This is a genomic window from Anaeromyxobacter dehalogenans 2CP-1 (genome assembly GCF_000022145.1).
Taxonomy (GTDB): domain Bacteria; phylum Myxococcota; class Myxococcia; order Myxococcales; family Anaeromyxobacteraceae; genus Anaeromyxobacter; species Anaeromyxobacter dehalogenans.
In genome coordinates this window covers 553,644-580,454 of record NC_011891.1, presented here as the reverse complement: position 1 = coordinate 580,454, position 26,811 = coordinate 553,644, and the positions used below count along the sequence as shown (strand labels likewise).

Here is a 26,811-nt window from a genome sequence, read left to right as displayed (position 1 = left end):
GCGCACGCGCCGCGCCGCATGACCACGCAGCGGACCACAGACGGCGGGCCGGACCTCTCCGCCGAAGGGCGACGCATCGCCGTGAGCGGCACGGTGCAGGGCGTCGGCTTCCGTCCGTTCGTCTACCGGCTCGCGCACCAGACCGGCGTGACCGGCCGCGTCCGGAACGACGCCGCCGGCGTGACCATCGAGGCGTTCGGCTCGCCCGCCGCGCTCGACGCGTTCCAGGCCCGCCTGGTGAGCGACCGCCCGCCCGCAGCCTCGATCGCAGCGCTGCGCGCCGAGGTGATCCCCGCCGAGCCGGCGCCGCGCTTCGAGATCGTCGAGAGCGGCAGGTCGGCCGAGCGCCGGGTCGCCATCCCGCCGGATCTCGCCACCTGCCCCGAGTGCCTGCGCGAGCTCGGCGACCCCGCCGATCGCCGCCACCGCTACCCGTTCACGAACTGCACCGCCTGCGGCCCGCGCTTCACCATCGCGCTCGACGTCCCTTACGACCGGCCCGCCACCACCATGGCCGGCTTCCGGATGTGCCCCGCCTGCGCGCGCGAGTACGGCGACCCGCTCGACCGGCGCTTCCACGCGCAGCCGAACGCCTGCCCCGCCTGCGGCCCGCGCGTCGCGCTGCGCGACGCCGCCGGCGCGCCACGACCCTCGGCCGACCCGATCCGCGACTGCGCCGACCTGCTGCGGGCGGGCGGGATCGCCGCGGTGAAGGGGCTCGGCGGGTACCACCTCGCGTGCGACGCGAGCGCGCCCGCCGCGGTCCGGACGCTGCGCGAGCGGAAGCGGCGCGAGGAGAAGCCGCTCGCGGTGATGGTGGCCGACCTCGACGCCGCGCGGGCGCTCGCCGAGGTCTCGCCGGCGGAGGCGGCGCTGCTCACGTCTCCCGAGCGCCCCATCGTGCTGTGCCGGCGGCGCCCGGACGCGGCGCTCGCCGCCGAGATCGCGCCGGGCAGCCCGATCGTCGGCCTCATGCTCGCGTACGCGCCGCTCCACCATCTCCTGCTCGCCGACGCGGGCGTGCCGCTGGTGATGACGAGCGCGAACCTCTCCGACGAGCCCATCGCCTTCGAGGACGGCGAGGCGCTGGCGCGGCTCGCCGGCATCGCCGACCTGTTCCTGGTGCACGACCGGGCCATCGCGTCGCGCTGCGACGACTCGGTGGCGCGGGTGGTGGCGGGGCGGCCCATGGTCATGCGCCGCAGCCGCGGGTTCGTGCCGCGCCCGGTGCGCACCGCCCGGCGCTTCGCCCGCCCGGTGCTGGCGGCGGGCGCGCAGCTCAAGAACGCCTGCTGCCTGGCGCGCGGGGACGAGGCCACCCTCGGCCCGCACGTGGGAGACCTCGACGGCCTCGAGACCTACGGCGCGTTCGAGGCGGCGGTGGCGCGGCTGGAGACGTTCCTCGCCTTCCGCCCCGAGCTGCTCGCCTGCGACCTCCACCCGCTCTACCTCTCCACGCGCTGGGCCCGCGAGCGCGCCGGGGCGCTGGCGCTCCCGCTCGTCGAGGTCCAGCACCACCACGCGCACGCGGCCGCCTGCATGGCCGAGCACGGGCTCGAGGGCCCGGCGCTGGCGCTGTGCTGGGACGGCACCGGGCTCGGGACCGACGGCGCGTCCTGGGGCGGGGAGCTGCTGCTCGCCGAGGCGGCGCGGTTCGACCGGCTCGCGACCTTCCGGCCGGTGCCACTCGCGGGCGGCGACCGCGCCATCCGCGATCCCTGGCGCATCGCGCTCGCCGCGCTGCTCGACGCGTTCGGCGAGGACGCGCCGCTCGACCGGCTCCCCCTGTTCGCGGGGGTGCCGGCGCGGGAGCTGGAGGTCGTCCGCCGCATGCTGGCCACCGGCCTGAACGCGCCGCCCGCGCACGGCGCCGGCCGCGCCTTCGACGCCGCGGGCGCGCTGGCGCTCTGCCGCCCTTCGGCGCGCTTCGAGGGCCAGGTGGCGCTCGCGCTCGACGCGGCCGCGCACGGCCACGAGGCGGCGCCCTACCCGTTCGACCTCGACGCGTCCGGGCCGGTGGAGGCGCTCGACCTGCGCCCGCTCTGGCGTGCGCTCGCCGCGGACGTCCTCGCGGCCCGGCCGGCGGGGGAGATGTCGGCCCGGTTCCACGCGGCGCTCGCCGCGGCCGGCGCCGAGCAGGTCCGGCGCGCGGCGCGCCGGACGGGGAAGCTGCCGGTGGTGCTGACCGGCGGCTGCTTCCAGAACGCGCGGCTCGCGGAGGCGATCCGCGCGCGGCTGGACGGGGAGTTCGCGGTATACCAGCACGGCGAGGTGCCGCCCGGCGACGGCGGGATCGCGCTCGGCCAGGCGGTGGTCGCCGACGCGGTGGCCCGCGCCTAGCGCCGGCCGCTGGAGGAGACGGAAGACATGTGCCTCGGGGTTCCAGGGAAGGTCATCGCCATCGACGGGCTCGACGCCACGGTGGACTTCTTCGGCGTGCGCAAGTCGCTCCGCCTCGACATCGTGGACGAGCCGGTGCAGGTCGGCGACTACGTGCTCAACCACGTGGGCTTCGCCATCCGGCGCATCCCGCCGGAGGAGGTCCAGGAGACGCTGGCGCTGTTCGACCAGATCCTGGAGGTCTCCGGCGCGAAGGAGGACCTCATGGCCGCCGACGTCCGGGGCGAGATGGCCGCCGGGAAGGACCAGAAGTAGGGAGGCCCCGCGATGTCGAACGAGGATCTCTTCCGGCAGCTCAAGTTCCGCGATCCGGCCCGCGCCCGCGCGCTCGCCGAGGCGCTCCGCCACAACATGGACGCCATCGGCCGCGAGGTGTCGGTGATGCACGTGTGCGGCAGCCACGAGCAGGCCATCGCCCGCTTCGGCCTGCGCGCGGTGCTCCCGCCCGGCCTGGAGCTCATCATGGGCCCGGGCTGCCCGGTCTGCGTCACCGACGGCCCCGAGGTGGACGAGGCGGTCGCGCTGGCGATGCAGGGCGTGCGCGTGTGCACGTACGGTGACATGCTCCGGCTCCCCGGCACCGCGCGCTCGCTCGCCGACGCGCAGGCCGACGGCGGCAAGGTCGAGGTGGTGTACTCGATCTCGCAGGCGGTCGAGCTCGCCCATGCGCACCCCGACGAGCAGGTGGTGTTCCTGGCGAGCGGCTTCGAGACCACCGCGGTGGCCACCGCGGCGGTGGCGCTCGCGTCCCCGCCCCCGAACTTCTCCATCCTCTCGGTCCACAAGTACGTCCCGGCGGCGATGGAGATCGTGGCCGCCTCGAAGGAGACGCACATCGAGGGCTACATCGCGGCCGGGCACGCCGCGATCATCACCGGCTGGGCCATCTTCGAGCCGTTCGCGGCCCGCACCGGCGCGCCGGTGGTGGTGGCCGGGTTCGAGCCGCTCGACATCCTGGCGGCGCTGGTGAAGCTCACCGAGCTCATCCGCGAGGGTCGGCCCGAGGTGGCGAACGTCTACCCGCGCTGCGTGACGAAGGAGGGCAACCTCCCGGCGCAGCGCTCGCTGTGGCGGGCGTTCCGGACCGTGACCGGCCGCTGGCGCGGCATCGCCGAGGTCCCGGGCGGCAACCTCGAGCTGGTGCCGGAGCTCGCCTCGCTCGACGCCCGCAAGCGCTTCCGCATCGACACGGCGGGCGTGCGCGACGCGGCGGCGGAGGAGGAGGCGAAGGGGTGCCTCTGCGGCCGGATCATGCTCGGCCTCGCCACCCCGGAGCACTGCGCGCTGTTCGGCACCACCTGCGTCCCCGAGTCGCCGGTGGGGGCGTGCATGGTGTCGTCGGAGGGGCAGTGCCGGATCTGGCACACGTACGGCGGCGTGCCCGATCTGCGCAAGGTCGGCTAGGAAGGCGCGGAGACCCATGGACACGAAGGTGCAGCAGAAGATCGGCCTGAAGCACGGCTCCGGCGGGCGCGCCATGCGCCAGCTCATCGAGGACGTGTTCCTCTCGCTGGCCTCGCCGGTGGACGGCATCGGCCTCTCGGCGCTGGACGACGGCGCGGCCATCCGCGTGGGCGACCGCTGGCTGGTGATCACCACCGACTCTCACGTGGTGCACCCCATCTTCTTCCCGGGCGGCGACATCGGCCGGATCAGCGTCTCGGGCACGGTGAACGACCTCGCCATGATGGGCGCCACCGAGCCGGTGGGGCTCACCTGCGCGGTGATCATCGAGGAGGGCTTCCCGCGCGCCGACCTGGAGCGGGTGGTGGCCTCGATGCGCGAGACGGCGAAGGAGGCCGGCGCGCCGTTCGTCACCGGCGACACCAAGGTGATGGGCAAGGGCCAGGTGGACGGCCTCCTGCTCAACACCACCGGCGTGGCGCTGGCGGACCGGGTGGTCTCGGACGCCGGGCTGCGCGCCGGCGACCTGCTCGTCGTCACCGGCTCGATCGGCGACCACGGCATGGCCGTGATGGCGCGCCGGCACGATCTGCGCCTCGAGGGCGACCTCCGCTCCGACGTCGCGCCCATCAACGGCCTGGTGCGCGCGGCGCTCGCCGCCGGCGGTGAGGACGTGGTCGCGATGAAGGACCCGACCCGCGGCGGCGTGGCGGGCGTGCTGCACGAGATGGCGGCGAAGGGCGGCGTCGGCATCGTGGTGGACGAGCCGTCGCTGCCGGTGAACGACGAGGTGCGCGCCGCCGGCGAGATGATCGGCATCGACCCGCTGCTCGTCGCGAACGAGGGCAAGGCGGTGATCGGCGTGCGAGCCCGCTCGGCCGACAAGGTGCTGGCGGCGCTGCGGGCCCACCCGCTCGGCGCGCGCGCCACCGTGTTCGCGCGGGCCATCGCCGAGCGGCCCGGCGCGGTGATCCTCGACACCGGCTTCGGCAGGCGGATGCTGGCCGAGCCCGAGGGGGAGCTCCTGCCGCGCATCTGCTAGGCAGGTCGAGCCGCATGCACGAGTATTCCCTGGTGGAGGCGCTGGTCCGGCGCGTGGAGCAGGAGGCGCGGCGGCGCGAGGCGCTCGCGATCCGCGGGCTCACCGTGAGCGTGGGCGAGCTCTCCGGCGTGGACCCGGAGCTGTTCCGCACCGCCTACGAGACGTTCCGCGCCGGCAGCCTGTGCGCAGACACCCCGCTCACCCTGAAGCGCCTGGAGGCGCGCTGGTCCTGCCCGGCCTGCCGCGCCCCCATCGCGCGCGGCGCGGTCCTGCGCTGCCCGACCTGCGACGTCCCGGCCCGGCTCGACGAGGGCTCGGACGCGCTCACCCTCGACAGCATCGACATGGAGGTGCCCTGATGTGCACGACCTGCGGCTGCGGTGACCCCGAGCTCGTCCCGGTGGAGCTGCACGAGAAGATCCTGGCCGGCAACGATCGCGCCGCCCGCCACAACCGGGAGCACTTCCTCGAGGCCGGCGTCCTGGCGCTCAACATCATGGGCTCGCCCGGCGCCGGAAAGACCGGCGTGCTCGAGGCGACCGCGAAGGCCGCGGCGTCGAAGGGCTGGAAGCTCGGCGCGGTGTCCGCCGACCTCGCCACCGACAACGACGCGCGCCGGCTCGAGAAGGCGGGCATCCCGTCGAAGGCGATCACCACCGGCCAGGCGTGCCACCTCGACGCCGAGCTCGTGCACCGCAGCCTGCACGACTTCCCCTGGCGCGACACCGACGTCTTCTTCATCGAGAACGTCGGCAACCTGGTGTGCCCGGCCATCTACGACCTGGGCCAGGCGGCGAACGTGGTGGTGCTCTCGGTCACCGAGGGCGAGGACAAGCCGCTCAAGTACCCGGTGATGTTCAAGGCGGCGGACCTGGTGCTGGTCAGCAAGGTGGACCTCGTCCCCCACCTCGACGTGGATCTCCCGAAGCTCCGCGACGCCATCGCGCACGTCATGCCGACCGCGAAGGTGATCGAGCTGTCCGCTCGCACGGGCGAGGGCATGGACCGCTGGATCGCGTGGCTGGAGGAGCTGCGGCGGCCCATCCTGAGGCCAGCGCACGCGCGGTCGCACACGCACGAGCACGGGCACGGGCACGATCACACGCACGCGGACGACCACGCCGCCGAGCACACCCACGCCGCCGAGCACACCCACGATCACGGCCACGGCCACGATCACGGCCACGGCCACGATCACGGGCACCGGCACTAGCGGCCGGCGACGGCCGGCGGCCTACCCCACCGACGCGGTCGAGGACGACCGCTCCTGGATCATCGCCGCGAGCCGGCCGAACGCCTTCTCCAGCGTCTCCAGCGAGGGGCCGAAGGAGAAGCGCACGTAGGAGCGGAAGCGGGCGACATGGCGGGCGCGGCGCTTGCCGGGGTTCACGTCGAAGAACTCGCCAGGCACCACGATCACCTTGCGGCGCAGCGCCTCGCGGAAGAAGCCCATGCCGTCGTTGAGCGGCGCCGGCAGGTTGGCGAGGTTGCCCCAGACGTAGAACGTGCCGTCCGGCGCGCGGTCGATGCGGACGCCCATGGTCTCGAGCGCGTCGAGCATGTGGCGGCGCTTCTCGCCGAAGCCGCGGTGGATGGCCTCGGTCTCCTGGCGCACCGCCTCCTCGGCGAGCAGCGGGATCGCGGCGCGCTGCAGCGGCTTCGAGCCGCCGCCGTCGAGGAACGAGCCGGCGCTGGCCACCGCGTCGATGACCTTGCGCGGCCCGACCGTCCAGGTGACGCGCCAGCCCGGGTAGCGCCAGTTCTTGGTGAGCCCGTCGAACAGCACGATGGGATCCCGGTCCACGTCCTCGACGTAGCGCGCCGCGCTCTCCACCGGCAGGCGGCCCGGCGGCGCGGTCCAGACGTAGTGCGAGTAGAACTCGTCCATGAGCATGGCGCACTCGAGCTCGCGCGCCAGCTCCACCCAGCGCGCCAGCTCCTCGCCCTGCACCAGCTTGCCGGTGGGGTTGCACGGGTTCGAGAGCAAGAGCGCCGAGAGCCCGCGGCCGGTCACCTCGCGGCGCAGGTCGTCCACCGTGAACGCGTACCCGCGCTCGCCCTCCAGCAGGATGGGGATGGGCGTGAACGTGCGGAACAGGTCGAGCAGCTCCTCGTAGGCGGTGTAGTCGGGCAGGAAGTGCCCCATGTTCACGCGCCCGAGGCTCGCCGCCGCGCGGGTGAGCGAGGTGCGGCCGCCGCCGGAGATGGAGACGTTCTCGGCCTTGTACTGGGAGGGCAGGCCGCGGCGGTAGAGCCGGTTGTAGAGGCCGGCCACCTCCTCGCGCAGCTCCCAGAGGCCGGCGACCGGCGCGTACTCCTGGTCGTCCACCGACACGGCGACGGAGTGGACGCGGTCGGGCGCGCCGGACAGCGGGCCGGTCTCGGGCTGCCCCTGCCCGAGGTTGCACCACTCCGGATCCTGCATCGAGAAGCCGAGCTTCGTCGCCTCGGACGTCGCGTAGATGACGCCGGTGCGGGGGACCTGCCGGAACGAGGACAGCTTGCCGCCTTGCGGGATGGGTTCGTCGGTCACGGGAGCGCGAGATTACCACGCGCCCGCGAGGCGATCAGCGCCGCCGCGGGACGAGATCGCCGGCGTCCGGAAGGACGAGGACGTCCGGCTCGGCCTTGCCGACGATTTCCCGCGCGCTCGCGAGCGCCGCGTCCAGCGAGGGCGCGAACGTGGCGTAGGTCTCGCGGACGGTGGTCTCGGGCATGCCCGAGACGAGGAGGAGCGCGTAGCGCTCGGGCAGGAAGCGGCGGACGCCGAGCTGGAAGATGCCCTCGTTGACCGTCCTGAGCGGCCCGACGCCGCCGGGGCACTCTGCGCAGACGATCACCACTCCGCCCTCCCGCAGCAGCATCCCCGCCGGCGGGACCAGCTTCGAGGCCTGGTACAGGCTGCCGGAGACCGGCAGCGGCGCCGAGACCACCACCACGTCGGCGGGCTCGGCGGCGACCTCGCACCACGGCCGCGCCATGCGCACGCCGGCGCGGTGCGCGTAGACCACGTCGCCCGCCACCGCGCCCAGCACCACCCCGCCGGCCTCGACCACGTTCAGCATGTACGTGTCGCGCCCGAGCCGCCGGATCGCCTCCTCCAGGTCCTCGCGGCACGGGTTGCCGTCGGCGCGGCCCAGGCTGGAGGCGGGGTCGGCCTTCAGCTTGTGGTTCTGGCGGATGTCGTCGTCGTGCCCGAGCCCGGGGAAGATCCCCTTCGCGCCGCCGCCCCAGCCGGCGAAGTAGTGCGGCTTCACGCGGCCGGTGGTGACGACGAGGTCGCTCTCCGCCACGCACCGGTTCACCCGCAGGCGAGTGCCGCGGCTGGTGCGGCCCATCTCCACCATCGACGCCTCGTCGCGCGCGTCGTGGTTCACCACGCGGTGCCGCCGGAACACGTCCTCCGGCAGCCCGAGCGCCGCGAGCGGCCCGGGCCCGTGCGTGCCGTTCGCGACGCCGACGGTGAGGTGGTCGTCGGGCACCACCGCGAGCGCGCGCCGCACCGCCGCGAAGAGCTCGGCGCGCGGCTCGTCGCGCGACGCGTCGCTCACGATCACCAGCACGCGCGTGCGCGGGCCGGCCACCTCCTGCAGCGGCCGGGCGCCCTCCGGGTGCGCGAGCGCCGCGTCCAGCGCCGCGGGCAGGTCGGCCACCGCCGGCGCGGGCGGGGCCGCGAGCACGCGCGCCGGCACGCCGGAGGGGAACGGGAGCGGGCGGGTGCCGTAGCCGAGCAGGACGGGGGCGGACGCGCTCATGCGCCCATCCTACCGCACCCGCGCGGCGCGCCGCCGCACCGGCCCGGATTCCGGCGCGCGGCCCGGCGCTCGCGCCGTACACTGGGCGCGCTCACCCAGGGAGCCGGGGACCCGATGGCGAACGTCCCGGAGTGGCACGCGCTGTCCGCCGACGACGCCCGCGCTCGGCTCGGCTCGGGGCCGGATGGCCTCGCTCCCGCCGAGGCGGCCCGCCGCCTCGCCGAGCACGGCCCCAACGAGCTGGCGCGCGCCCGCCGGGCGCCCTGGATCGCGCTGCTCGCGGCGCAGTTCGAGAACGTGCTGGTCGTCATCCTGATGGTGGCGATCGCGCTGTCGCTGTTCCTCGGCCACGATCTCGAGGCGCTCACCATCGGCGCGATCCTGGCGTTCACGGTGGTGCTCGGGTTCGTGCAGGAGCACCGGGCCGAGAACGCGCTCGCCGCGCTCCGGCAGATGGCCGCGCCGCACGCGACGGTGATCCGTGGCGGCGCCGAGCGCCGGGTGCCGGCGCGCGAGCTGGTGCCCGGTGATCTCCTGCTCGTGCACGCCGGCGACCGGATCCCGGCCGACGCCCGGGTGATCGAGGCCGTCAACCTGCAGGCCGACGAGGCGGCGCTCACCGGCGAGTCGGTGCCGGTGCCGAAGGTGGCCGGGCCGCTCCCCGCCGGCCCGATCCCGGTCGGCGACCGGACCGACATGCTGTTCGGCGGCACCGCCGCGACCTACGGACGCGGCCGCGCGGTGGTGGTGGCCACGGGCGCGAGCACGGAGCTGGGCGCCATCGCCCGCATGCTGGCCGAGGTGAAGCCGGCGCGCACCCCGCTGCAGCTCGAGCTGGACCGGGTGGGGGCGCAGCTCGCGCGCGCGGCCGGCGTGGTGGTGGTGCTGCTCGCCGGACTGGGGCTGCTGCGCGGCCAGCCGTTCCTCGAGATGGTCGTGTTCGCCATCGCGCTGGCGGTGGCGGTGGTGCCGGAGGCGCTGCCGGCGGTGGTCACCATCGCGCTCGCGCTGGGGGTGCAGCGGCTGGCGCGCCGGAACGCGCTCGTGCGCCGGCTGGCGGCGGCGGAGACGCTGGGCTCCACCACGGTGATCTGCTCGGACAAGACCGGCACGCTCACCCGCGACGAGATGACCGTCCGCGCGCTGCACGTGGACGGGCGCACGCTGGAGGTGACGGGGTCCGGCTACCGCGTCGACGGCGACTTCCGCCACGACGGCGCGCCGGTGGACTCGCCGCCCGCCCTGCTCGCGCTGCTCGCCGGCGCCGTGCTCGCCTCGGATGCGAAGGTGGAGCGCACCCCCTCCGGCGAGCTGACGGTGTCGGGGGATCCGACCGAGGCGGCGCTGGTCGTGGCGGCGCTCAAGGCCGGCCTCGATCGCGCCGAGCTGGACGCGCGCGCGCCGCGGGTCGGCGAGATCCCCTTCACCTCCGAGCTGAAGCGGATGACCACGCTGCACCGCACCGAGCGCGGGCCGCTGGCGTTCGTGAAGGGCGCGCCGGAGGTGCTCCTCCCCGCCTGCGCCCGGGTGGCGAGCGGCGAGGGCGAGCGACCGCTCGACGAGGCCGGCCGCGCGGCGCTGCTCGAGGTGGTGCGCGGCATGGCGGAGCGGGCGCTGCGCGTGCTGGCGGTGGCACGCCGGGAGGGCGTCTCGCTGGCCGAGTCCGACCGCGACCTGACGCTGCTCGGGCTGGTCGGCATGATCGACCCGCCGCGCCCGGAGGCGCGCGCGGCGCTGGAGCGGTGCGCGGCGGCGGGCGTGCGCGTGGTGATGATCACCGGCGACCACCCGGTCACGGCCCGCGCCATCGCGGCGGAGCTGGGCCTCCTGCGCACCGGCGCGGTGGTGACCGGGCCCGAGCTGGCGCGCCTCTCCGACGCGGAGCTGGCCGGGCGGGTGCAGGCGCTCGAGGTCTACGCGCGGGTCTCGCCCGCCGACAAGCTGCGCATCGTCACCGCGCTGCAGTCGCGCGGCGAGGTGGTGGCCATGACCGGCGACGGCGTGAACGACGCGCCGGCGCTCAAGAAGGCGGACATCGGCGTGGCCATGGGCATCACCGGCACCGACGTCACCCGCGAGGCGGCGGCGATGACGCTCACCGACGACAACTTCGCCTCCATCGTCGGCGCGGTGGAGGAGGGCCGCGCCATCTTCGCGAACGTGAAGAAGTACCTCATGTACCTGCTCTCCTCGAACGTGGGCGAGATCGGGCTCATGGCCGCCGCCACCCTGCTCGGCCTGCCGCTGCCGCTGACGGCGGTGCAGATCCTGTACGTGAACCTGGCCACCGACGGCCTCCCGGCGCTGGCGCTGGCGGTCGACCCGCCCGACGCCGACCTGATGCGGCAGCCGCCGCGGGATCCGCGGGCGGGGATCTTCACGCGGCCGGTGGTGGCGCTCATCGCCACCGGGGGCGCCTGGTCCACGGCCGTCAACCTGGGCCTGTTCGCCTGGGCGCGCGCCTCGGGTCGCGGCGACGCCGAGGCCATGACCATGTGCTTCATGTCGCTCGTGCTGGTGCAGTTCGCGAAGGCGTTCGCGTTCCGCTCCGAGCGCCACTCGGTGCTGCGCCGGCCGTTCGCGAACCGCTGGCTCGACCTCGCCGTCGCCTGGGAGCTTGCCCTCCTGCTCCTGGTCGTCTACCTGCCGCCGCTGCGGGCCGCCTTCGGCACCTACGCGCTCCCGGCGGCGGACTGGCTGCTGGTGACCGGCGCGGCCCTCACGGTGCTGCCCGTGCTGGAGCTCGCGAAGCTCGCCGTCCGCCGCGCCACCCCGTCCGCGTGAAGCCCACCGGGGACGGATGCCGGACGGGGCGCCCGCGCGCCACGGCGAAACGTCCGGGTGTCCTGGTCATCGAATGCTGCGAGCGACACGGCAGCGCGTCCCGCGCGGCCCGGCAGCGGAGGTGAGCCATGATGAGCTGGAAGACGTGGAGGCTGGGAGCGGCCGCGCTGGCGGCCGCCGGCGTGGCGGCGTGCGGCGGCTCGAGCGACAGCGGGAGCGCGTCCAGCACGCGCCCGACGGCGGCCGGCTACTACATCCAGATCTCGGGCATGCGCTTCAACCCGCTCGATCTGAAGGTGCCGGCGGGCGCGACGGTCACCGTCATCAACGACGACTCGATGGCGCACTCCGTGACGAGCGAGGCGACGCCGGGGGCGTACACGCCGGGCGAGGTGAGCGGCATCGCGTTCGACACCGGCGCGTTCAACGGCGTGCACACGTTCAGCATCCCCGCGACGGCCGCGCAGGGGACGGTCATCCCCTACTACTGCTCGACGCACCTGGGCGGCATGGCGACGCCGAACGGCAGCATCACCATCGATCCGGCGGCCCAGCCCGCTCCACCGCCCGCTCGCCCCGGGACCGGCGGCGGCGGCGGTGGTGGCGGCGGAGGTGGGGGCGGCGGCTACTGAGGAAACACGGTCGTCCGCTCGCCCAGGTCGTAGGGCGAGCGGACGGCCCGGTGTCGCGGACGTTCAACGGCGCGCCGGGATGGCCGCGAGCACCGCCGCGACCACGCGGTCGCAGCGCGGCGCGAGGAACCCGAACGCCTTGGGCGCGCTCTGGCCGACGCGCGCGGCGATGAGCTCGCGGAGCGCGAGGCGGGCGCGGTGGAGGCGCACCTTCACCGCCTCCTCGCCCAGCTCGAGCGCGGCCGCCACCTCGGCGGTGGAGAGCTGCTCGATCTCGCGGAGCACGTACACGGTCCGCAGGTGCAGCGGCAGCCGGTCCACCGCCTGCTCGAGCAGCGCCCGTGCCTCGTGCGTCGCCGCCTGGTCCTCGGGGCTCGGATCCGCCACGTGCTCCTCCTCGCCGACCCTGCCGCCCTCGGGCGGCTCTGCCGCGAGCACCAGCCGCCCGCGCCCGCGCAGGCGCATGAGCGCCTCGTTCACGCCGATGCGCACCAGCCAGGTCGAGAACGCCGCCTGCCCCTGGAAGTCGCCCAGGTGTGCATACGCCTGGAGGTACGCCTGCTGCATCGCGTCCTCCACCTCGGCCTCGTCGCGCAGCACCGAGCGGATCGCCCGGTACAGCCGCGGGTTGTGCCGGCGCATGAGCACCTCGAAGAGCGCCACGTCCCCTTCGAGCACCCGCGCCACCACCTCGTCGTCCGCGGGCGCCAGCGTGGGCACGACGCGGGTCCTGCCTGCCTGCACGGCCATGGAGCCTCCAGTCCCCTCGTCCATCCGATGCACCGGCGGCCGGATCGTTACCGCCGTAACGCCGCCGCCGCCCGCCGCATCGATGGGGCAGGAGGTTCACATGACCGACAGGACCGACAGGGACGAGATTCACCGGACGGCTCCCGCGTACTGGGCGCTCCGGATCGCGCTCGGCGTGGTGCCGATCGTGGCCGGGCTGGACAAGTTCACCAACCTGCTCGCCGACTGGGCGGGCTACCTCAGCCCGCTCGCGGTGCGGCTGCTGCCGGTGAGCCCGGCGGCGTTCATGCGCGCGGCCGGCGTCATCGAGGTGATCGTGGGCGTCGGCATCCTGTCCGGGCGGGCGCGCACGTTCGGCTGGATCGCAATGGCCTGGCTCGCCGCCATCGCGCTCAACCTCATCGCGAGCGGCGCGTTCCTGGACGTGGCCGCGCGCGACGCGGTGATGGCGGTGGCCGCGTTCGCGCTGGCGCGCCTGGCGGCGGTCCACGAGCCGGTGCGGGCGCGGCGTGCGACGGCGGTCGAGCCGCAGGCGACGGCGGCGCACCCGGCGGCGACCCGGCCCTGAGGATCGGGAGGCGGAGACGGCGGGACCCCGCCTCTGGCGAGGCGGGGTCCCCGGGATCACGGCGTGGGCTGGGACGCTAGACCGCCTCTACCCCGGCCCAGGCCACCTCCTCCTCCGGCTCCTCGAACCGGACGGGCTCGACGGTGGTGAACTTCTCGGCGAACGTCATCAGCACACCCTCGAGGTGCTTCTGGGTGCGGGTGCGCCGCTCGCGCTCGACCGCCTTCGGGTCCACCGGGACGAACTTCTCGTCCGGCGTGATCTTGAAGAGCGGCTGACCCTTCTGCACCACGGTGCCGTCCGCGCCCTGCATCAGGACCTTCTCGATGGTCCCGGAGAACGGCGCGCGCACCGTGTTGAACATCTTCATCACCTCGATGATGTAGAGCGGCTGCCCCTTCTCGAAGTGCTGGCCCTCCTCGACGAACGGCGGCCGCCCCGGCGCCTCCTGCCGGTAGAACATGCCGCCGAACGGCGCCACCAGCTCGTCCGCCTTGGTGGCCGGCGGCGGGCACAGCACCTTCTTCATGCGCGCCTGCAGTTCGGGATCGTGCAGGTGCTCGGGAATCGTGACCTCGAGGTCGTCCTCCACCTTGAAGTCGAAGAAGCGCACCGACTCCGCCACCATGAACAGCAGGCCGAGCAGCTCGTTGCCCGCCTCGTAGCCGAGGTGGGCGGAGCGGATCCTCGTCCAGGTCTCGGCGTCGAAGCCGTCCTGCGGCTCCTCCTTCTGCAGGATCTCGTTGAGCTTGTAGTACTCCTCGCGCTTCAGGCCGAAGCGCTCGCGCAGCGCCACGTAGAAGCGCAGCGACTTCGTCAGCAGCTCGTGGTCGTGCTCCCACATCACCTGCGACGCGGGCCGCCGCGGGTGGAACGCCATGTTCAGGTAGGCGTAGGCGTCGTTGAGCACGCCCAGCGGGTTCCGGATCCAGAGCAGCTTCCCGTTCTCGATCCGGTAGTGGCGGCGGTTCATGCTCAGCCAGCCGGCGAACAGGTGCGGGTCGTCGAGGAAGCGGTCGATCACGCGGGTGAGCAGCGTCACCTTGCGGTCGAGCACGTCCGTCATGGCCTTCTGCGCGGCCGCGTCGCCCGGGTTCTCGGTCGCCATCAGCTTCGCGTAGTGCTTCTTCATCTCGGCGAAGGCGTAGGCGGTGTCGAGCTTGTTCGCCTCGTCCTTCAGCATGCCCACCAGCGTGAGGTAGGGCACCACGAAGCGCGTGGTCGGCTTGGCGTTCACGCTCTGGCCCAGGAACCAGTTCACCAGGCCGTAGTGGAACTCCATGTTGGTGGCGAGCGTGGTGCCGCGCAGCTCCATGCGCGCCAGCACGCGCGCCATGTGCTTGTAGCTCTCCAGCCGCCGGTCGCCCTTGGTGAGCAGCAGCGCGATGTTCGAGTCGTACGCGCCGGCCACCTTGTACCGCATGAACATGCGGGTGTCGGGGTTGGGCATGCTGATGCCCTGGTCGTCCCGGATCTCGCCCTCGATGGGCTTCGACCAGTAGCGGATCACGCCGCCCGCGTGCGGCGACAGCGAGGCGTCGGTGGCGTTGAGGCGGGCCTCCACCGCCGCGCCGAAGCGCGGGATGCGGCGGGGCTTGGGCAGGCGCTTCTTGTGGCGCGCCAGCAGCGCCATGGCCTCGACCAGCGACTCGACCACGAACGTGTCGCTCGGGTCGTCGGGGTTCGCGAACTCGAGCGAGTAGCAGAGCTCGGAGACCCGGTGCTCCACCTGGATCCGGGTGTTGACCTCCATGAAGTAGTAGCGGTCGCGATCGACGATGCACTCGAAGGTGGAGGCGGAGTCGAGCCCCACCGCCTGGCCGAAGCGCGCGGCGTCGTCCTCCATCCGCTTCAGGATCTCGAGGTCCACCGCCAGCGCCTTGGCGCGGGCGGTCTTCCCGTTGTTGGCGGCGCGCGCGATGGTGGCGGCGAGCGCCTCCTGCGTGACGGAGACCTCGAGCAGCTTCTGCTCGTGCATCTGCAGCGAGCAGTCGCGGCCGCCCAGCGAGACGCACCACTCCCCGTTGCCGAGGAGCTGGATCTCGTTGTGCCGCGTCTGCTCGATGTTCAGCTCGATGAGGACGTTCTTGTTGTCGCCGACGCCGGTGGCCTTCACCTCGCTCAGCACCTCGCGCACCATCGCGGGCGCTTCGGCCGCGGCCGCCGCGACGGCCTTCTCGTCGGCGGCCTTCGCGGTGAGCAGCGAGGCGCCCAGGATGCGCTGGCCCTTGCCGCCGCCGCCGCCGATGGCCTTCAGGCGCACGCGGCTGCGCGGGTACTTCCGGAACATCTCCGCCACCTCGACCTGGACCTGCGCGCCCAGCTCGTCGATGGTGAAGAGGTCGAGCCCCCTGGCGTAGGACGCCTGGAGCACGTGCTCGGCGAGCACCGGGAGCTCCACCTTCTCGTCCGCCAGCACCTTCGCGTCGCAGGCGAGGCCCTCCGCCTCCACCAGCGCGAGGAGCTGCTTGCGGGTCCTGTGCTTCGCGAGCAGCGTGCGGGCCGCCACGTCGTTCACGCCCGGCGTGACGCTGACCTTCACCTCCAGCGCGGTGCGCTTCGCCTCGTCCTTCTTGCCGGCGCGCGCCTGCGTGGTCGAGTTCGGGCCGATGAACTTCAGGCCGGCCCGCTCGACGGTGGCGACGAACTCCTCGTCCTCGGCCATGAAGCCGTAACCGGCGAAGATGGAGTCGTACCCGTTGTCGAGCGCGATCTGGACGATCTGGTTCATCCGCTCGACGCGCTCCTCCTTCGTGGCGCCGGTGTAATCCGGCACGCGGTGGACGCGGTCGTGGTTCGCGAGCTGGCGCAGCTCGGGGGCGAGCGCGTTGGCGTAGACGATCGAGTCCTTCTCGGAGAGCAGGATGCCGACGTGCGTGATGCCCATCTCGGCGAAGACGTCCATCGCCTCCTTGCGGATGGGGCCGCGGCACACGATGAGCGGCTTCAGGTCCTCGCAGGCGAAGGAGCGCACCCAGGCCGAGGGCGAGCTGCCCAGGCGGCGGTCGCGGTGGATGAGCGGGTTGTTCCGGTAGTGGTCGACGTTGGAAGCCATGTCGTTCGGTTCTCCGGGTCTCGGGTCCGGTGCGCGGGGCCTAGTGGAACTCGCGCTGCGGGCCGCTCATCGGCGACGGCGTGTAGTGGCGGAGCAGGAAGTGCAGGTTCTGGCCGAGCACCTTGCGGAGGTCGGTCGGCATGACCAGCGACGAGATCGACCCGAGCGCCAGGCCTTCCTTCGGGTTCATCAGCTCCTTCTCGTAGCGGCGGCCCAGCGCGGCCTCCTCGCCCTTGAGCCACTCGGCCGCCTCCTTCTCGGCGTCCTTGCGGGCGGCCTCGCCCTCCATGCCCGCGGCCACGCGCTGCTGCGCGCCCTTCTTGGCGCGCTCGGCGGCGGCGCTGCGCATCTTGCGGAGCTCGTCCTTGTAGACGAACTCCTTGCCGGCCGGCCCCATCACCGCGAGCCGCGTGGTGGGGAGCGCCAGCACCACGTCGGCGCCGGTCGGGTAGTTGTTGTACGAGGCGTAGGCGCCGCCGAACGCGTTGCGCAGGATGAGCAGGATGCGCGGCGTGCGGACGTCCACGATCGCGTCGAGCATGGAGCGGCCGGCCTGCACGATGCCGCGCGCCTCCTGCTCGCGCCCGGGGAGGAAGCCGGTGGTGTCCTCCATGAAGATGATGGGGATGTTGTAGACGTTGCAGAAGCGCACGAACCTCGCGATCTTCAGCGCGGTGTCGCAGTCGATCTGGCCGGAGCCGATGGCGCTGTTGTTCGCGACGAAGCCGACCACGTGGCCGCCCAGGCGGCCGAACGCGGTGACCACCTCGCGCGCGCGCTCCGGCTGGATCTCGAAGAAGTCACCGTAGTCGCAGACCTGCTGGATGATGATCGACACGTCGAACGGCGTGTTGAAGCCCGTCGGCGAGTTGAACGCCTTCTTCAGCAGCGTGTTGATCTCCCAGGTCTTGCGATCGAGCGGGTCGCTCGTCTCCTGGAACGGCGCCATCGTCCGGTTGTTGTCCGGGACGTAGTTCAGCAGGCGCACCGCCTGGCGGAGCGCGGCGAGCTCGTCGATGACGGTGAGGTCGGCCACGCCCGAGGCGCCGTGCACCTTGGGACCGCCCAGGTCCTCCGGCGAGATCTCCTCGCCCAGCACCGACTTCACCACGCCCGGGCCGGTGAGGCCGAAGAACGTGTCGGCAGGCTGGATCACGAAGCTGCCCTGGCGCGGCAGGTAGGAGCCGCCGCCGGCGTTGAAGCCGAACATGCACATGATCGACGGGACCACGCCGCTGATCCGGCGCAGCGCGGTGAACGCCTCGGCGTAGCCGTCGAGGCCGCCCACGCCCGCCGGCACGTAGGCGCCGGCCGAGTCGTTCATGCCGATGAGCGGGATCCCCTTCTCGCCGGCCATGCGGAACAGGCGCGCCAGCTTCGAGCCGTTGGTCGCGTCCATCGAGCCGGCGCGGACGGTGAAGTCGTGCCCGTACACCGCGACGTCGCGGCCGCCGATGTTCAGGACGGCGGTGACGAGCGAGGCGCCGTCGAGGTTCTTGCCCCAGTTCTGGTACAGGACCATCGGCTCCTTGTCCGAGAGGACGCGGATCCGCTCCCACACCGTCATGCGCTTCTTGATGTGCTGCTTCTCGATCTGATCGACCGGGACCGAGCGGATGGGACGCTGGATGAGCTCCCAGCCCTCCTTCATGGCCTCCTCGTAGCCGCCGGTGGCCCTGGCGATCTCGCCGGGGATGGTGAACTCCACCTTCTCGGGCGGATCGAGCGGGTTCGTCAGGGTCGGGATGATCGCCTTCGTGGTCACGGGCACGGACCTCCAGGAGGTGGCTGGCGTCGACTGCGGCCCTGCGCGGAACCGCCGCAGCGCGCTCGGATCGAGCAGCGCGCTGCGCGGACCCCGCCCAGGAAAAAAGGAGCAGAAGTGTGACAAGGTCGGCGCGCCGGAGCAAGAGGGAGCGGCCCTTTTGCCTCGCCGCGTCAAAGACCGACCGGTGCGGTCGAGAACGCCCGCTCGGCCGGCTGGCTGGTCGCCGGGGTCGTCACTGTCGGCGAACCCGCGGCGCCCGTTCGGCCGGCGCGCGCGGCGCTGCCGCGTTCACAGGTTCGGCCGACGGCGGCCGACGGTGCCGGAGTCACGACCGCGCTGCCGGGCCGACGGGGCCGACGGTGCCGGAGTCAGCTGACGGCCGAGGAGCGGGCGGTGCCGGCGGCCGACGGTGCCGGAGTCAGGCCGGCCGACGGTGCCGGAGTCAGCTGACGGCCGAGGAGCGCGCCGATGGTGCCGGAGTCAGGCCGCGACCGCCCAGCCGATTCCGACAGCCACCGAGGCGGCCGAGGCGAGCGCGGGGAGCCGCCAGGTGGCGAGCGCGAGCCGGGGCGCGGCCGCGGCGGAGCGGCCGACGGTGCCGGAGTCAGGCCGCGACCGCCCAGCCGATTCCGACAGCCACCGAGGCGGCCGAGGCGAGCGCGGGGAGCCGCCAGGTGGCGAGCGCGAGCCGGGGCGCGGCCGCGGCGGAGAGCGCGGCGATGCCCGCGGTGAGCGCGGCCATGGCGGCCGTGCTGCCCGCGGCGAAGCCGGCGAGGGCGAGCGCCTTCACCGGCGCGCTCGCGTGCGCCGCCGGGAGGAGGAGCAGCAGCGCGGCAGCGCCTGTGATCCCGTGCACCAGGCCCACCGAGAACACCGCCCGGCGCGCGCCGCTCGCGGCGAGTCCCGCGGCCACGGTCCTCCCGCGGCGGAGCGCCACCAGGTTCGCCGCGCCCATCGTGGCGATGGTGCCGGAGTCAGCCGGAGCGGAGCGCCGATGGCCGATGCGATGGTGCCGCGAGCCGATGGAGCCGGAGTCAGCCCGATGGCCGATGGCGATGCCGATGGTGCCGAAGTCAGCCGTGCCGATGGTGCCGGAGTCAGCCGCGGCCGCGGGCCGATGGAGCCGAGGGTGCCGGAGTCAGCGCCCGCGGGATGACGGTGCCGGAGTCAGGCCGCCTACGGCACCGCAAACCGATGGTGCGCCTAGGTGCCGGAGTCAGCCCGCGATCGTCCAGGCGATCCCGACCGCCACCGAGACGGCGGAGGCGAGCGCCGGGAGTCGCCGGGTGGCGAGCGCGAGCCGGGGCGCGGCCGCCGCGGAGAGCGCGGCGATAGCCGCGGTAACCGCGACCATGGCGGCCGTGCTGCCCGCGACGAACCCGGCCAGGGCGAGCGCCTTCACCGGCGCGCCCGCTTGCGCGGCGGGGAGGAGCAGCAGCAGCGCGGCCGCGCCGGTGACCCCGTGCACGAGGCCGACCGAGAAGACCGCCCGGCGTCCCCCACGCGTCCCGCCCGCTGCCATCCCTCGCCCGCGGTGGAGCGCCACGAGGTTCGCCGCGCCCATCGCCACGAGCGCCAGGCCGGCCGCGCGTTCGGCCCAGGCGTCCACCACGTGCAGCCCGGCGCCGGACAGGACCGCGAGCAGCACCGCCGCGGCAAAGGCCGTGCCGGCGGCGTGCCCGAGTCCCCACTGCAATCCGATGCGCCAGGCCCGGCGCCCTTGCCCCAGCGAGAGCGGCGCCAGGCTGAGTAGGTGGTCGGGGCCGGAGACGGCGTGCAGCGCGCCGAAGCCTGCGGCGGTGAGGGCGACGGTCATCGGGTTCCTCCGCTCGTCCACACAGGCCGTCGGGCCCGCGGGGACACATGGAGGATGCGCGGGGGTGAGGATGGCCACCAATACATCGTTCCCAGCTAGTTGATAGGCGCTGGCTATTCCATCGTCTCGGCGCATCCCTGCCGCAGCCGGCTCACGGCGAGAGCCTCTGCACTCGGCGTATGATGGCGTCTCCCCGGCGGCGGTGCCGCGGATCCACGAAGAGACGAGACATGTCGAGCGCGCGAGGCGGAACGTGACGTTGGAGCAGCAGGCGGGGAAGCTCGTGCTCCTCGGCGGCGTCGTCGCCGCCATTGGCGTCGCTGTATTCCGGACCAGTGTGCGCGCATTTCGTGATCCCGTCGACACGACCGAGGAGCGGCGGCGCAACCTGGAGGCACGCGGAGTGCCGCCCCACACGGCATGGGTACCTCGCGACGCGAGGAGCTGGGCTGGCATGATCCGCTGGTCGGCGGCCTGGTCGGCCGCGTTCGGGGCCGTCCTCGCGCTGGCGGGCTTCGCCGTGTTCGCCGCGGGCCTCTATCTAGAGCTGAGGGGATGATGCGCGTCGCGTGGCGGATGACGGGAGCGAACCGACAGCGGTGCCCGGGTTCCACGTTTCGTGGAACCTCACGCGTGCGGCGCCCGGCCCCGCGTCGCGACGTCAGTCCGGTGGCGAAAGCCCTGCGAGCTCGAGTCGGCGCCTCACCCAGCTCGCGTCGCCGACGAAAGGGAAGCTGACGAGCTCTACGCGCCGCGTGCGAAGCGACTCGGATAACGGCAACGCGAACAGCGTCTGGTAAGCCTTTCGGCGCTCCGGAGCCGTCTTCCCGAGCGCAAGGTACTCCGGCGCGTCGGTGATGAGTGGGTTCGGCTCGCCGAACGCATAGTGCCGGTAGCTCGACCACTTCCAGTCCTTTGGACTCTTCACGAGCCCGGCGCGCACCGGGTTCAGGTCGCCGTACCGCATCACGGTGAGCTGATGCGCGCCGCCCTCCTGGATGCGTGGCGTGCGCATCCGCTCCATCACGACCTGACCGCGTCGGTTCCTCACCTTGTTGTACCAGCGCGCGAACTGCCCGTTCACGACCTGCCAGAAGCGGCTGAACTGCGCCTGCTCCTGGCGGCACGTGCAGGTGACGTGCGGGTGGGTGCCCATCAGGCAGTACGACCGGATCTCGACGCCGTAGCGCTCCTTGTACCGACCCAGGAGTTCCAGGAACTCGTCGCGCGCGCCCGGCTCCTCGAAGACGAACTCGAGATCGTGCGCCCGCCAGGTGCAGTGATTTGACGAATCGCGCTCGACGAGCGCGAACCTGGGGACGCGGGCCATCCTGGGCCTTCACGCAAGTCCGATACCAACGATCGACCGCCGAACTCCTCGCGAACCTCGCGTCCATCCGTCCGCAGGACGGACCTGCGGTCGCGGCGCGTACCACTTCCGCCGATTCACACGCGGTCACGTGGTCGCGCGAACTCCGGCACCCTTGCTCGCCCTTGGTTTGCTACGCGGACTCCGGCACCATTACCCCATTACCTCGTACCTCGTGCATGTTCTGGACGCGCCTCTCCTGGGAGCTTCGCATCGCGTTGAGCGCCATCCCGGCGGTACTCACGTTCAGCGTCCAGGACCTCCGTGGTCCGTCCGTGTCATACGATCAGTGCAGGGCCGGCTGGAGAGCGGAAAACGACGGGAACGCGCGCACTCGCGGCAGCAGTTGATGTGTCTCACGAACGTACCCGGCATCCGCACGCTTACCTGAGAGGACGACGGGATGGTCAATCCGCTGCACTCTATGATCGGCGCCTTGGATGTCATACGTGCAGTCCGGCGTGGGATCGAGCGCGTGGGCCGCGTCGAGGTGTACGGGAGTCCGGAGTTCAGGGGTGCGGTGGTGAAGGCGCTGCGCCTGCTTCGCGATGAGGGTCTTCCCGCCTGGCACACCGTCACGCGGCACGTGGGCACGATCGTTGAGGGGACGCGGACCACGGTCAAGCTGGGCGCGCGCCCAGCGCTCATGTTCATCGGCGCTCCGCATTCACGTCAGGAGCAAGCGTTCCTGGCAGCAACGATCGCGTACTTGGCATGCAGCTGCGAGCTCCACGCAAGGTACGAGGCCGAGCATCCGGGCCATCGTGTGCCGCGCGACGTCTACGCCGGGAAGCCTGCCGAGGAGCGTTGCGGCGAGGAGTATCGAGCGTGCCTTCGCGCGCTGGGCACGGACCCAATCTCGTCGCCGCCGGGTCGCGGATGAAGTCCGGGCACGCGCCGGGCCCGAGGACCGCGCCGCGCGCACGGGCCGCCCGACCTCAGTCCTTGATGAGCCCCGCCGACTTCGCGGCCTGCTCGATGTTCTTGTACGCGTCGGGCGAGGTGGGGATGAAGCGGCTGGCGCGCTGCAGGTCGAGGATGGCCTTGTCCTCGGGCTTCGCGGGATCGAGCGCGAGGAACGCGGCGCGGAGCATCTCGACGAGCTTCGGGTCGAGGTCGCCGCGGACGGTCCAGTTGTAGTCCTGGTACTCGGGCGTGGTCCACAGGACGCGGACCTTGCTGGTGTCGATCTTCTTCTCGTCCACCAGCCGCTGCCAGATCGACTCGTTCAGCGCGCCGGCGTCCACCTTGCCGGCCTCCACCCACTTCGCGGTCACGTCGTGCGCGCCGGAGTACGCGACCTTGCCGAAGTCCGTGTCGGGATCGATGCCGGTCTGGAGCAGGAAGTAGCGCGGCATGAGGTGGCCGGACGTCGAGCTCACCGAGCCGAACGCGAAGCTCCCGCCCTTCAGGTCCTTCAGCGACTGCGCCTTGGACGCCGAGGGCACGATGAACTTGGAGTGGAAGCGGGCGTCCTCGGCGCGCTGCACGAGCGGGATGGCGTTCCCGGTGCGGCGCCGCGCCTGCACGAACGTGAAGCCGCCGTACCAGACCATGTCGAGCTTGCCGGCGGCGAGGCCCTCGACCGTGGCGGCGTAGTCGGTCACCGGCACGAATTTCACCGGGATGCCGATCTGCTTCTCGAGGTACTTGCCGAGCGGCTCGAACTTTCGCTGCAGCTCGGTGGGCGACTCGTCGGGGATGGCGCTGACCCGCAGCGCGTCGAGCGCGCGCGCGGCGGGCGGGAAGAGCAGGACGGCGGCGACGGCGAGGGCGGCGATGCGGTGCATGAAGGACGCTCCGGTGGTACCGGCGCGGGCGCGCCGGAGGTGAGAAGCATTCGGGCTGCTGCGAACGTGCCGGGGCGAACTCGCCCCGCGGGCCTCTCGGCCTCAGGCGTCGAGCGGGACGCGCTGCTCGATGCGTTGCACGCGGCTCACCTCCCCTCTCGCTTCCGGGCCGGGCTCAAGTCGCATTCGCGAGCCCGGGCGCGCAGCCGGCGCGCGGCGCGGCGCGGCTCGCGGGGCCCGCCAGGATGCGGGCCCGGAGCCAGCCGGAGAACAGGTCCACCGCGGTGACGAGCAGCACGATGGCGGCGACCAGCGTGAGCGTGCGGTGGTGCTGGAACAGGTTGAGCGAGACGTGCAGGAGCGCGCCGATGCCGCCCGCCCCCACCACGCCGAGCACCGCCGAGGCGCGGACCGCCACCTCCCACCGGTAGAGCGTGTACGCGACGAGCTGCGGCCAGGCCTGCGGCAGCGCGCCGAGCAGCGTCGCCGCGAGCGGGCGCGCCCCGGCGCCGCGGAGCGCCGCCACCGGGCCGGGCGGCACCTCCTCGAGCGCCTCGGCGTAGAGCCGCCCGAGCACGCCGGCGTTGTGGATGCCGAGCGCGAGCGCGCCCGCGAACGGGCCCAGGCCCACCGCGAAGATCGCGACGAGCGCCCACAGCAGCTCCGGCAGCGTCCGGAGCAGGTTCATGGCGCCGCGGGCGCCCGCCGTGACCGCGAGCCGCGCCCCGGCCCGCAGGCGCGAGTCGCCCGGCGCGCCGGCCAGGCCGCGCGCGCCGGGGTGGACCGCGGCCAGCGCGAGGCCGAGCCCGAGGACCGACGCGAGGGCGCTCCCGAGCACGCTCACCGCCAGCGTCTCGGCCACGGCGGGGGCGAGCCCGCGCAGGAAGCCGGGCGAGAGGTCGGGCGGGAACATCGAGCCGAAGAAGGCTGCCGCGCTCCGCAGCGTGGCCCCGGAGAACAGCTCGCCGAGCGGCAGCTCGAGGTACGCGGCCGCGCCGGCGGCGAGCGCGAGCCAGGTGCCCAGGATCGCCGCGCGCCAGCGGAGCGCGCCCGGGCCGGCCGGATAGAGCCCGCGGCTCTCCGCGAGGCGCCGGCGGGCCCAGGCGGAGAGGAGGTCCACCGCGGCCACCACCGCGAACAGCGCCAGCACCAGCGTCGCCACCTCGTCGTACGCGAACATCTTGAGCGACAGCTCGAGCTGCACGCCCATCCCGCCCGCCCCCACCAGCCCCAGCACCGCCGAGGCCCGGAGCGCGCAGTCGAGCCGGTAGAGCGCGTAGGAGGCGAGCAGCGGCGCCGACCCGGGCAGCACCGCCAGCGCGAAGGCGCGGCGCGGCGGCGCCCCGGCGGCGGCGAGCGCGCGGGCCGGCGCGCAGGGCGAGGATTCCCAGATCTCGGCGAACACCTTCCCGACCACGCCCGCGTACCCGATCCCGATGGCCGCCACCCCTGCGGCCGGCCCGAGCCCGAGCGCGCGCACGAACACGAGCGCCCAGACCAGCTCCGGGACGGAGCGCATCAGGTTGAGCACCGTGCGCGCACCGATCCACGCCGCTCGGCGCAGCGGCCCCGGCGCGTCGCCCCGGACCCGGCCGACGTCCGGCGCGGTCGCGAGGTACGCGAGCGGCGCGGCGAGCACGAGCGCGAGCGTCATGCCGGCGAACGCGATGGCGACGGTCTCGGCGAGCGGCCGGGCCAGGAAGCGGAGGAACGCAGGCGAGTGCGCCGGCGGCCAGAAGCCGCGCGCGAACTCCGCCGCGGCCGACCGGGCCTCGGGCGCGAGCAGGGCCCCGAGGCTCCCCTCCGACATGCGCCAGGCGATCCCCAGCACGGCGGCGAGCACGAGGCCCGGCCAGCGGAGCAGGAGCGGGAGCGGCGGGCGCTCGTGCAAGGCGGCCTGGCTCACGCCGGCGGCACCTCGGCGCGCGCGACCTCGAGGAACGCGCGCGCCGCGGCGCTCGGCCCGGGGCTCCGCCGCGCCACCGCGAACACGTGGCGCGGGATGCTGAGCCCCTCCACGCGCACCACCCGCACGTGCCCGCTGCGCAGATCGTCGCCCACCGCGCGGCGCGACACGAACGCGACGCCCATGCCCGACACCACCGCCGCCTTGAGCGCGACGAGCGCGCCCGCCTCCAGCACCGCCGCGGCCGGGTCGAGCGCGGCGCCCATGTTCGCGAGGTGCTGCTCCACCACCGCGCGCGTGCCGGAGCCGGGCTCGCGATCGACGCGCGGCAGCCGCGCCGCGACCTCGAGCGGCAGCGGCTCGGGCGGCAGCTCCAGCGCCGGCGCGGCCACGAGCACGATCTCGTCCCGGGCCACGTCCTCGTAAGCGAGCGCGGGATCGTCCTCGCGAGCGCCCACGAACCCGAGGTCGAGCGCCCCCGCGCGCACCTGCTCGGTCACCGCCGCCGAGTCGCTCAGGCTCAGGCTCACCCGCGTCCCCGGGTAGGCGCGCGCGAACGCGCGGACGAGCGGCGGGAGGAGGTGCTCGCCGGGCGTGCTGGACGCGCCGATGCGCAGCGCTCCGCCGGGCGCGAGGTCGGGATCGGAGGGCGGCCGGGCCGCCGGCGCGCGCGCCGGGTCGGCCGCGCCGCGCCGCGCCTCGTACAGCTCGCCGAGGTCGCGCAGCGTGAGCGACGCGGCCGGCTTGTCGAAGGCGAGCGTGCCCTCGCGCAGGCCGATCACGCGATCGACATGGGCGAGGAGCGGCTCGATGCGGTGCGTGGAGACCACCAGCGTCCGGCCCGCGAACGCGCGCGTGAGGAGCGCGGCGATGTCGGCGGCGCGGGCCGGGTCCACCGAGGCGAGCGGCTCGTCGGCGAGGATCAGCTCCGGGTCCTGGTAGAGCGTCCGCGCGATGGCGACGCGCTGCTGCTCGCCGCCAGAGAGCCGGTCCACCCGCTCGAAGATCTTGTCCCCGATGCCGACGTCGTCGAGCAACGCCCGGACGCGCGCCGCCTCGCGCCGCGAGACGAGCGCGGCGAGCGTGCGCGCGAGCGAGGTGCGGCCGAGCCGCCCGGCCACCACGTTCTGCATGGTGGTGGCCTGCGGGACGAGGAGCAGCTGCTGGTGCACGGTCCCGATGCGCGCCCGCAGGGCGCGGAGGCGGCGGGCGTCGGCGGCGGCGATCGGCTGCCCCAGCACCTCCACCACGCCCTCCGACGGCGCGAGCGAGGTGTCGAGCAGGCGGAGCAGCGTGGACTTCCCGGCGCCGCTCGGGCCGAGGAGCGCGACGCGCTCGCCGCGGCGGATCTCCAGCGTGAGCGGCCGGAGGGCGCGCACGGCTCCGTAGGCGCGCCCGGCGCCGCGCAGCGCGAGCGCCGGCCCCGGAGGCGCGGAGCGGGTGGCGTCCGGCCCCGCGACGGGACCCGCGCGGGCGGCTTCCGGGCGCTGCGGCATGCGGGGCTGTGTAGCGGCGGAACGGTTGCCGGGCAAGCTTCGCGCCACCCACGAGGGCCGTCAGCCGCGGACCACCCGCGTCTCCGGCACCGGCGGCCTCACGGCGCCACCGGCGGCCGGCACCGGGACCCGTCTCCGGCACCGGACCCGTCTCCGGCACCGGGGTCCGTCTCCGGCACCGCGGGGGTCCGTTTCCGGCACCGTGGGTCCCCGCGGGACCCGTCTCCGGCACCGCCGGGACGTCTCCGGCACCGCCGGGATCCGTCTCCCGCACCG

Annotated in this window: 22 protein-coding genes; 11 read left to right on the top strand and 11 right to left on the bottom strand. The window is 73.8% G+C overall.

Annotation, left to right across the window (positions count from 1 at the left end; translation table 11 throughout):
• Positions 1-81: 81 nt before the first annotated feature.
• The 6 genes from hypF to hypB are packed head-to-tail and all read left to right on the top strand — an operon-like array spanning position 82 to position 6,059.
• On the top strand, positions 82-2,340 hold the full coding sequence (gene hypF, locus A2CP1_RS02510) for a carbamoyltransferase HypF (protein WP_245529963.1): 2,259 nt from the start codon (positions 82-84) through the stop codon (positions 2,338-2,340).
• A 27-nt stretch (positions 2,341-2,367) separates the two neighbouring features.
• Entirely contained in the window at positions 2,368-2,655 is a 288-nt protein-coding gene (locus A2CP1_RS02505) for a HypC/HybG/HupF family hydrogenase formation chaperone (protein ID WP_011419534.1), read from the top strand.
• 12 nt (positions 2,656-2,667) lie between these two features.
• On the top strand, positions 2,668-3,804 hold the full coding sequence (hypD, locus tag A2CP1_RS02500; protein WP_012631909.1) for a hydrogenase formation protein HypD: 1,137 nt from the start codon (positions 2,668-2,670) through the stop codon (positions 3,802-3,804).
• 16 nt (positions 3,805-3,820) lie between these two features.
• A complete protein-coding gene (gene hypE, locus A2CP1_RS02495) occupies positions 3,821-4,846 on the top strand; it encodes a hydrogenase expression/formation protein HypE (protein ID WP_012631908.1) in 1,026 nt (341 codons plus the stop codon).
• A 14-nt stretch (positions 4,847-4,860) separates the two neighbouring features.
• Positions 4,861-5,205 carry a hydrogenase maturation nickel metallochaperone HypA/HybF gene (locus A2CP1_RS02490; protein WP_012631907.1) on the top strand — a complete coding sequence of 115 codons (345 nt, stop codon included), beginning with the start codon at positions 4,861-4,863 and terminating at the stop codon, positions 5,203-5,205.
• Positions 5,205-6,059 carry a hydrogenase nickel incorporation protein HypB gene (hypB, locus tag A2CP1_RS02485; RefSeq protein ID WP_012631906.1) on the top strand — a complete coding sequence of 285 codons (855 nt, stop codon included), beginning with the start codon at positions 5,205-5,207 and terminating at the stop codon, positions 6,057-6,059. The genes A2CP1_RS02490 and hypB overlap by 1 nt, the downstream gene beginning before the upstream one ends.
• A gap of 21 nt (positions 6,060-6,080) precedes the next feature.
• Here hypB and A2CP1_RS02480 read toward each other — a convergent pair whose 3' ends face one another.
• Together A2CP1_RS02480 and A2CP1_RS02475 are read right to left on the bottom strand one after the other, a co-directional pair.
• Positions 6,081-7,379: a pyridoxal phosphate-dependent aminotransferase gene (locus tag A2CP1_RS02480; protein WP_012631905.1), complete on the bottom strand. Its 1,299-nt coding sequence runs from the start codon at positions 7,377-7,379 to the stop codon at positions 6,081-6,083.
• A 34-nt stretch (positions 7,380-7,413) separates the two neighbouring features.
• Positions 7,414-8,601 (bottom strand): lactate racemase domain-containing protein, encoded by a 1,188-nt coding sequence (locus A2CP1_RS02475; protein ID WP_012631904.1) that lies wholly within the window; start codon positions 8,599-8,601, stop codon positions 7,414-7,416.
• 114 nt (positions 8,602-8,715) lie between these two features.
• On the opposite strand from A2CP1_RS02475, the gene A2CP1_RS02470 reads away from it, so the two are divergent.
• Both A2CP1_RS02470 and A2CP1_RS02465 read left to right on the top strand, forming a co-directional pair.
• On the top strand, positions 8,716-11,385 hold the full coding sequence (locus A2CP1_RS02470; RefSeq protein WP_012631903.1) for a cation-translocating P-type ATPase: 2,670 nt from the start codon (positions 8,716-8,718) through the stop codon (positions 11,383-11,385).
• A 128-nt stretch (positions 11,386-11,513) separates the two neighbouring features.
• Entirely contained in the window at positions 11,514-12,017 is a 504-nt protein-coding gene (locus A2CP1_RS02465) for a plastocyanin/azurin family copper-binding protein (protein ID WP_012631902.1), read from the top strand.
• Between the two features lie 63 nt (positions 12,018-12,080).
• On the opposite strand, the gene A2CP1_RS02460 is transcribed toward A2CP1_RS02465, so the two are convergent.
• Complete coding sequence (locus tag A2CP1_RS02460) at positions 12,081-12,767, bottom strand: RNA polymerase sigma factor (protein WP_012631901.1); 687 nt, start codon at positions 12,765-12,767, stop codon at positions 12,081-12,083.
• Positions 12,768-12,867: 100 nt separating this feature from the next.
• On the opposite strand from A2CP1_RS02460, the gene A2CP1_RS02455 reads away from it, so the two are divergent.
• Positions 12,868-13,335 (top strand): DoxX family protein, encoded by a 468-nt coding sequence (locus A2CP1_RS02455; RefSeq protein WP_012631900.1) that lies wholly within the window; start codon positions 12,868-12,870, stop codon positions 13,333-13,335.
• Between the two features lie 76 nt (positions 13,336-13,411).
• Here the strand turns inward: A2CP1_RS02455 and A2CP1_RS02450 are convergent, their stop codons facing one another.
• The 4 genes from A2CP1_RS02450 to A2CP1_RS02435 form a co-directional block, all read right to left on the bottom strand.
• Positions 13,412-16,390: an ATP-binding protein gene (locus A2CP1_RS02450; RefSeq protein ID WP_012631899.1), complete on the bottom strand. Its 2,979-nt coding sequence runs from the start codon at positions 16,388-16,390 to the stop codon at positions 13,412-13,414.
• 40 nt (positions 16,391-16,430) lie between these two features.
• Positions 16,431-18,155: an acyl-CoA carboxylase subunit beta gene (locus A2CP1_RS02445; RefSeq protein ID WP_012631898.1), complete on the bottom strand. Its 1,725-nt coding sequence runs from the start codon at positions 18,153-18,155 to the stop codon at positions 16,431-16,433.
• 607 nt (positions 18,156-18,762) lie between these two features.
• Positions 18,763-19,113 (bottom strand): hypothetical protein, encoded by a 351-nt coding sequence (locus A2CP1_RS02440; RefSeq protein WP_012631897.1) that lies wholly within the window; start codon positions 19,111-19,113, stop codon positions 18,763-18,765.
• 261 nt (positions 19,114-19,374) lie between these two features.
• A complete protein-coding gene (locus tag A2CP1_RS02435; protein ID WP_012631896.1) occupies positions 19,375-19,974 on the bottom strand; it encodes a hypothetical protein in 600 nt (199 codons plus the stop codon).
• Positions 19,975-20,227: 253 nt separating this feature from the next.
• On the opposite strand from A2CP1_RS02435, the gene A2CP1_RS02430 reads away from it, so the two are divergent.
• Positions 20,228-20,533: a hypothetical protein gene (locus A2CP1_RS02430; RefSeq protein WP_150106312.1), complete on the top strand. Its 306-nt coding sequence runs from the start codon at positions 20,228-20,230 to the stop codon at positions 20,531-20,533.
• Positions 20,534-20,635: 102 nt separating this feature from the next.
• Here the strand turns inward: A2CP1_RS02430 and A2CP1_RS02425 are convergent, their stop codons facing one another.
• A complete protein-coding gene (locus tag A2CP1_RS02425) occupies positions 20,636-21,304 on the bottom strand; it encodes a transposase (RefSeq protein ID WP_012631894.1) in 669 nt (222 codons plus the stop codon).
• 442 nt (positions 21,305-21,746) lie between these two features.
• On the opposite strand from A2CP1_RS02425, the gene A2CP1_RS02420 reads away from it, so the two are divergent.
• On the top strand, positions 21,747-22,226 hold the full coding sequence (locus A2CP1_RS02420) for a hypothetical protein (protein ID WP_041450418.1): 480 nt from the start codon (positions 21,747-21,749) through the stop codon (positions 22,224-22,226).
• Between the two features lie 55 nt (positions 22,227-22,281).
• Here A2CP1_RS02420 and A2CP1_RS02415 read toward each other — a convergent pair whose 3' ends face one another.
• The 3 genes from A2CP1_RS02415 to A2CP1_RS02405 all read right to left on the bottom strand — a co-directional run bounded on the left by A2CP1_RS02415 (position 22,282) and on the right by A2CP1_RS02405 (position 26,535).
• The gene (locus A2CP1_RS02415) at positions 22,282-23,133 is read right to left on the bottom strand and encodes a putative selenate ABC transporter substrate-binding protein (RefSeq protein ID WP_012631893.1); all 852 of its coding nucleotides are present in this window, start codon (positions 23,131-23,133) and stop codon (positions 22,282-22,284) included.
• A gap of 175 nt (positions 23,134-23,308) precedes the next feature.
• Complete coding sequence (locus A2CP1_RS02410; RefSeq protein WP_012631892.1) at positions 23,309-25,039, bottom strand: PhnE/PtxC family ABC transporter permease; 1,731 nt, start codon at positions 25,037-25,039, stop codon at positions 23,309-23,311.
• Complete coding sequence (locus A2CP1_RS02405) at positions 25,036-26,535, bottom strand: LysR substrate-binding domain-containing protein (RefSeq protein ID WP_012631891.1); 1,500 nt, start codon at positions 26,533-26,535, stop codon at positions 25,036-25,038. Before A2CP1_RS02405 ends, A2CP1_RS02410 begins: the two co-directional genes overlap by 4 nt.
• Positions 26,536-26,811: the final 276 nt, after the last annotated feature.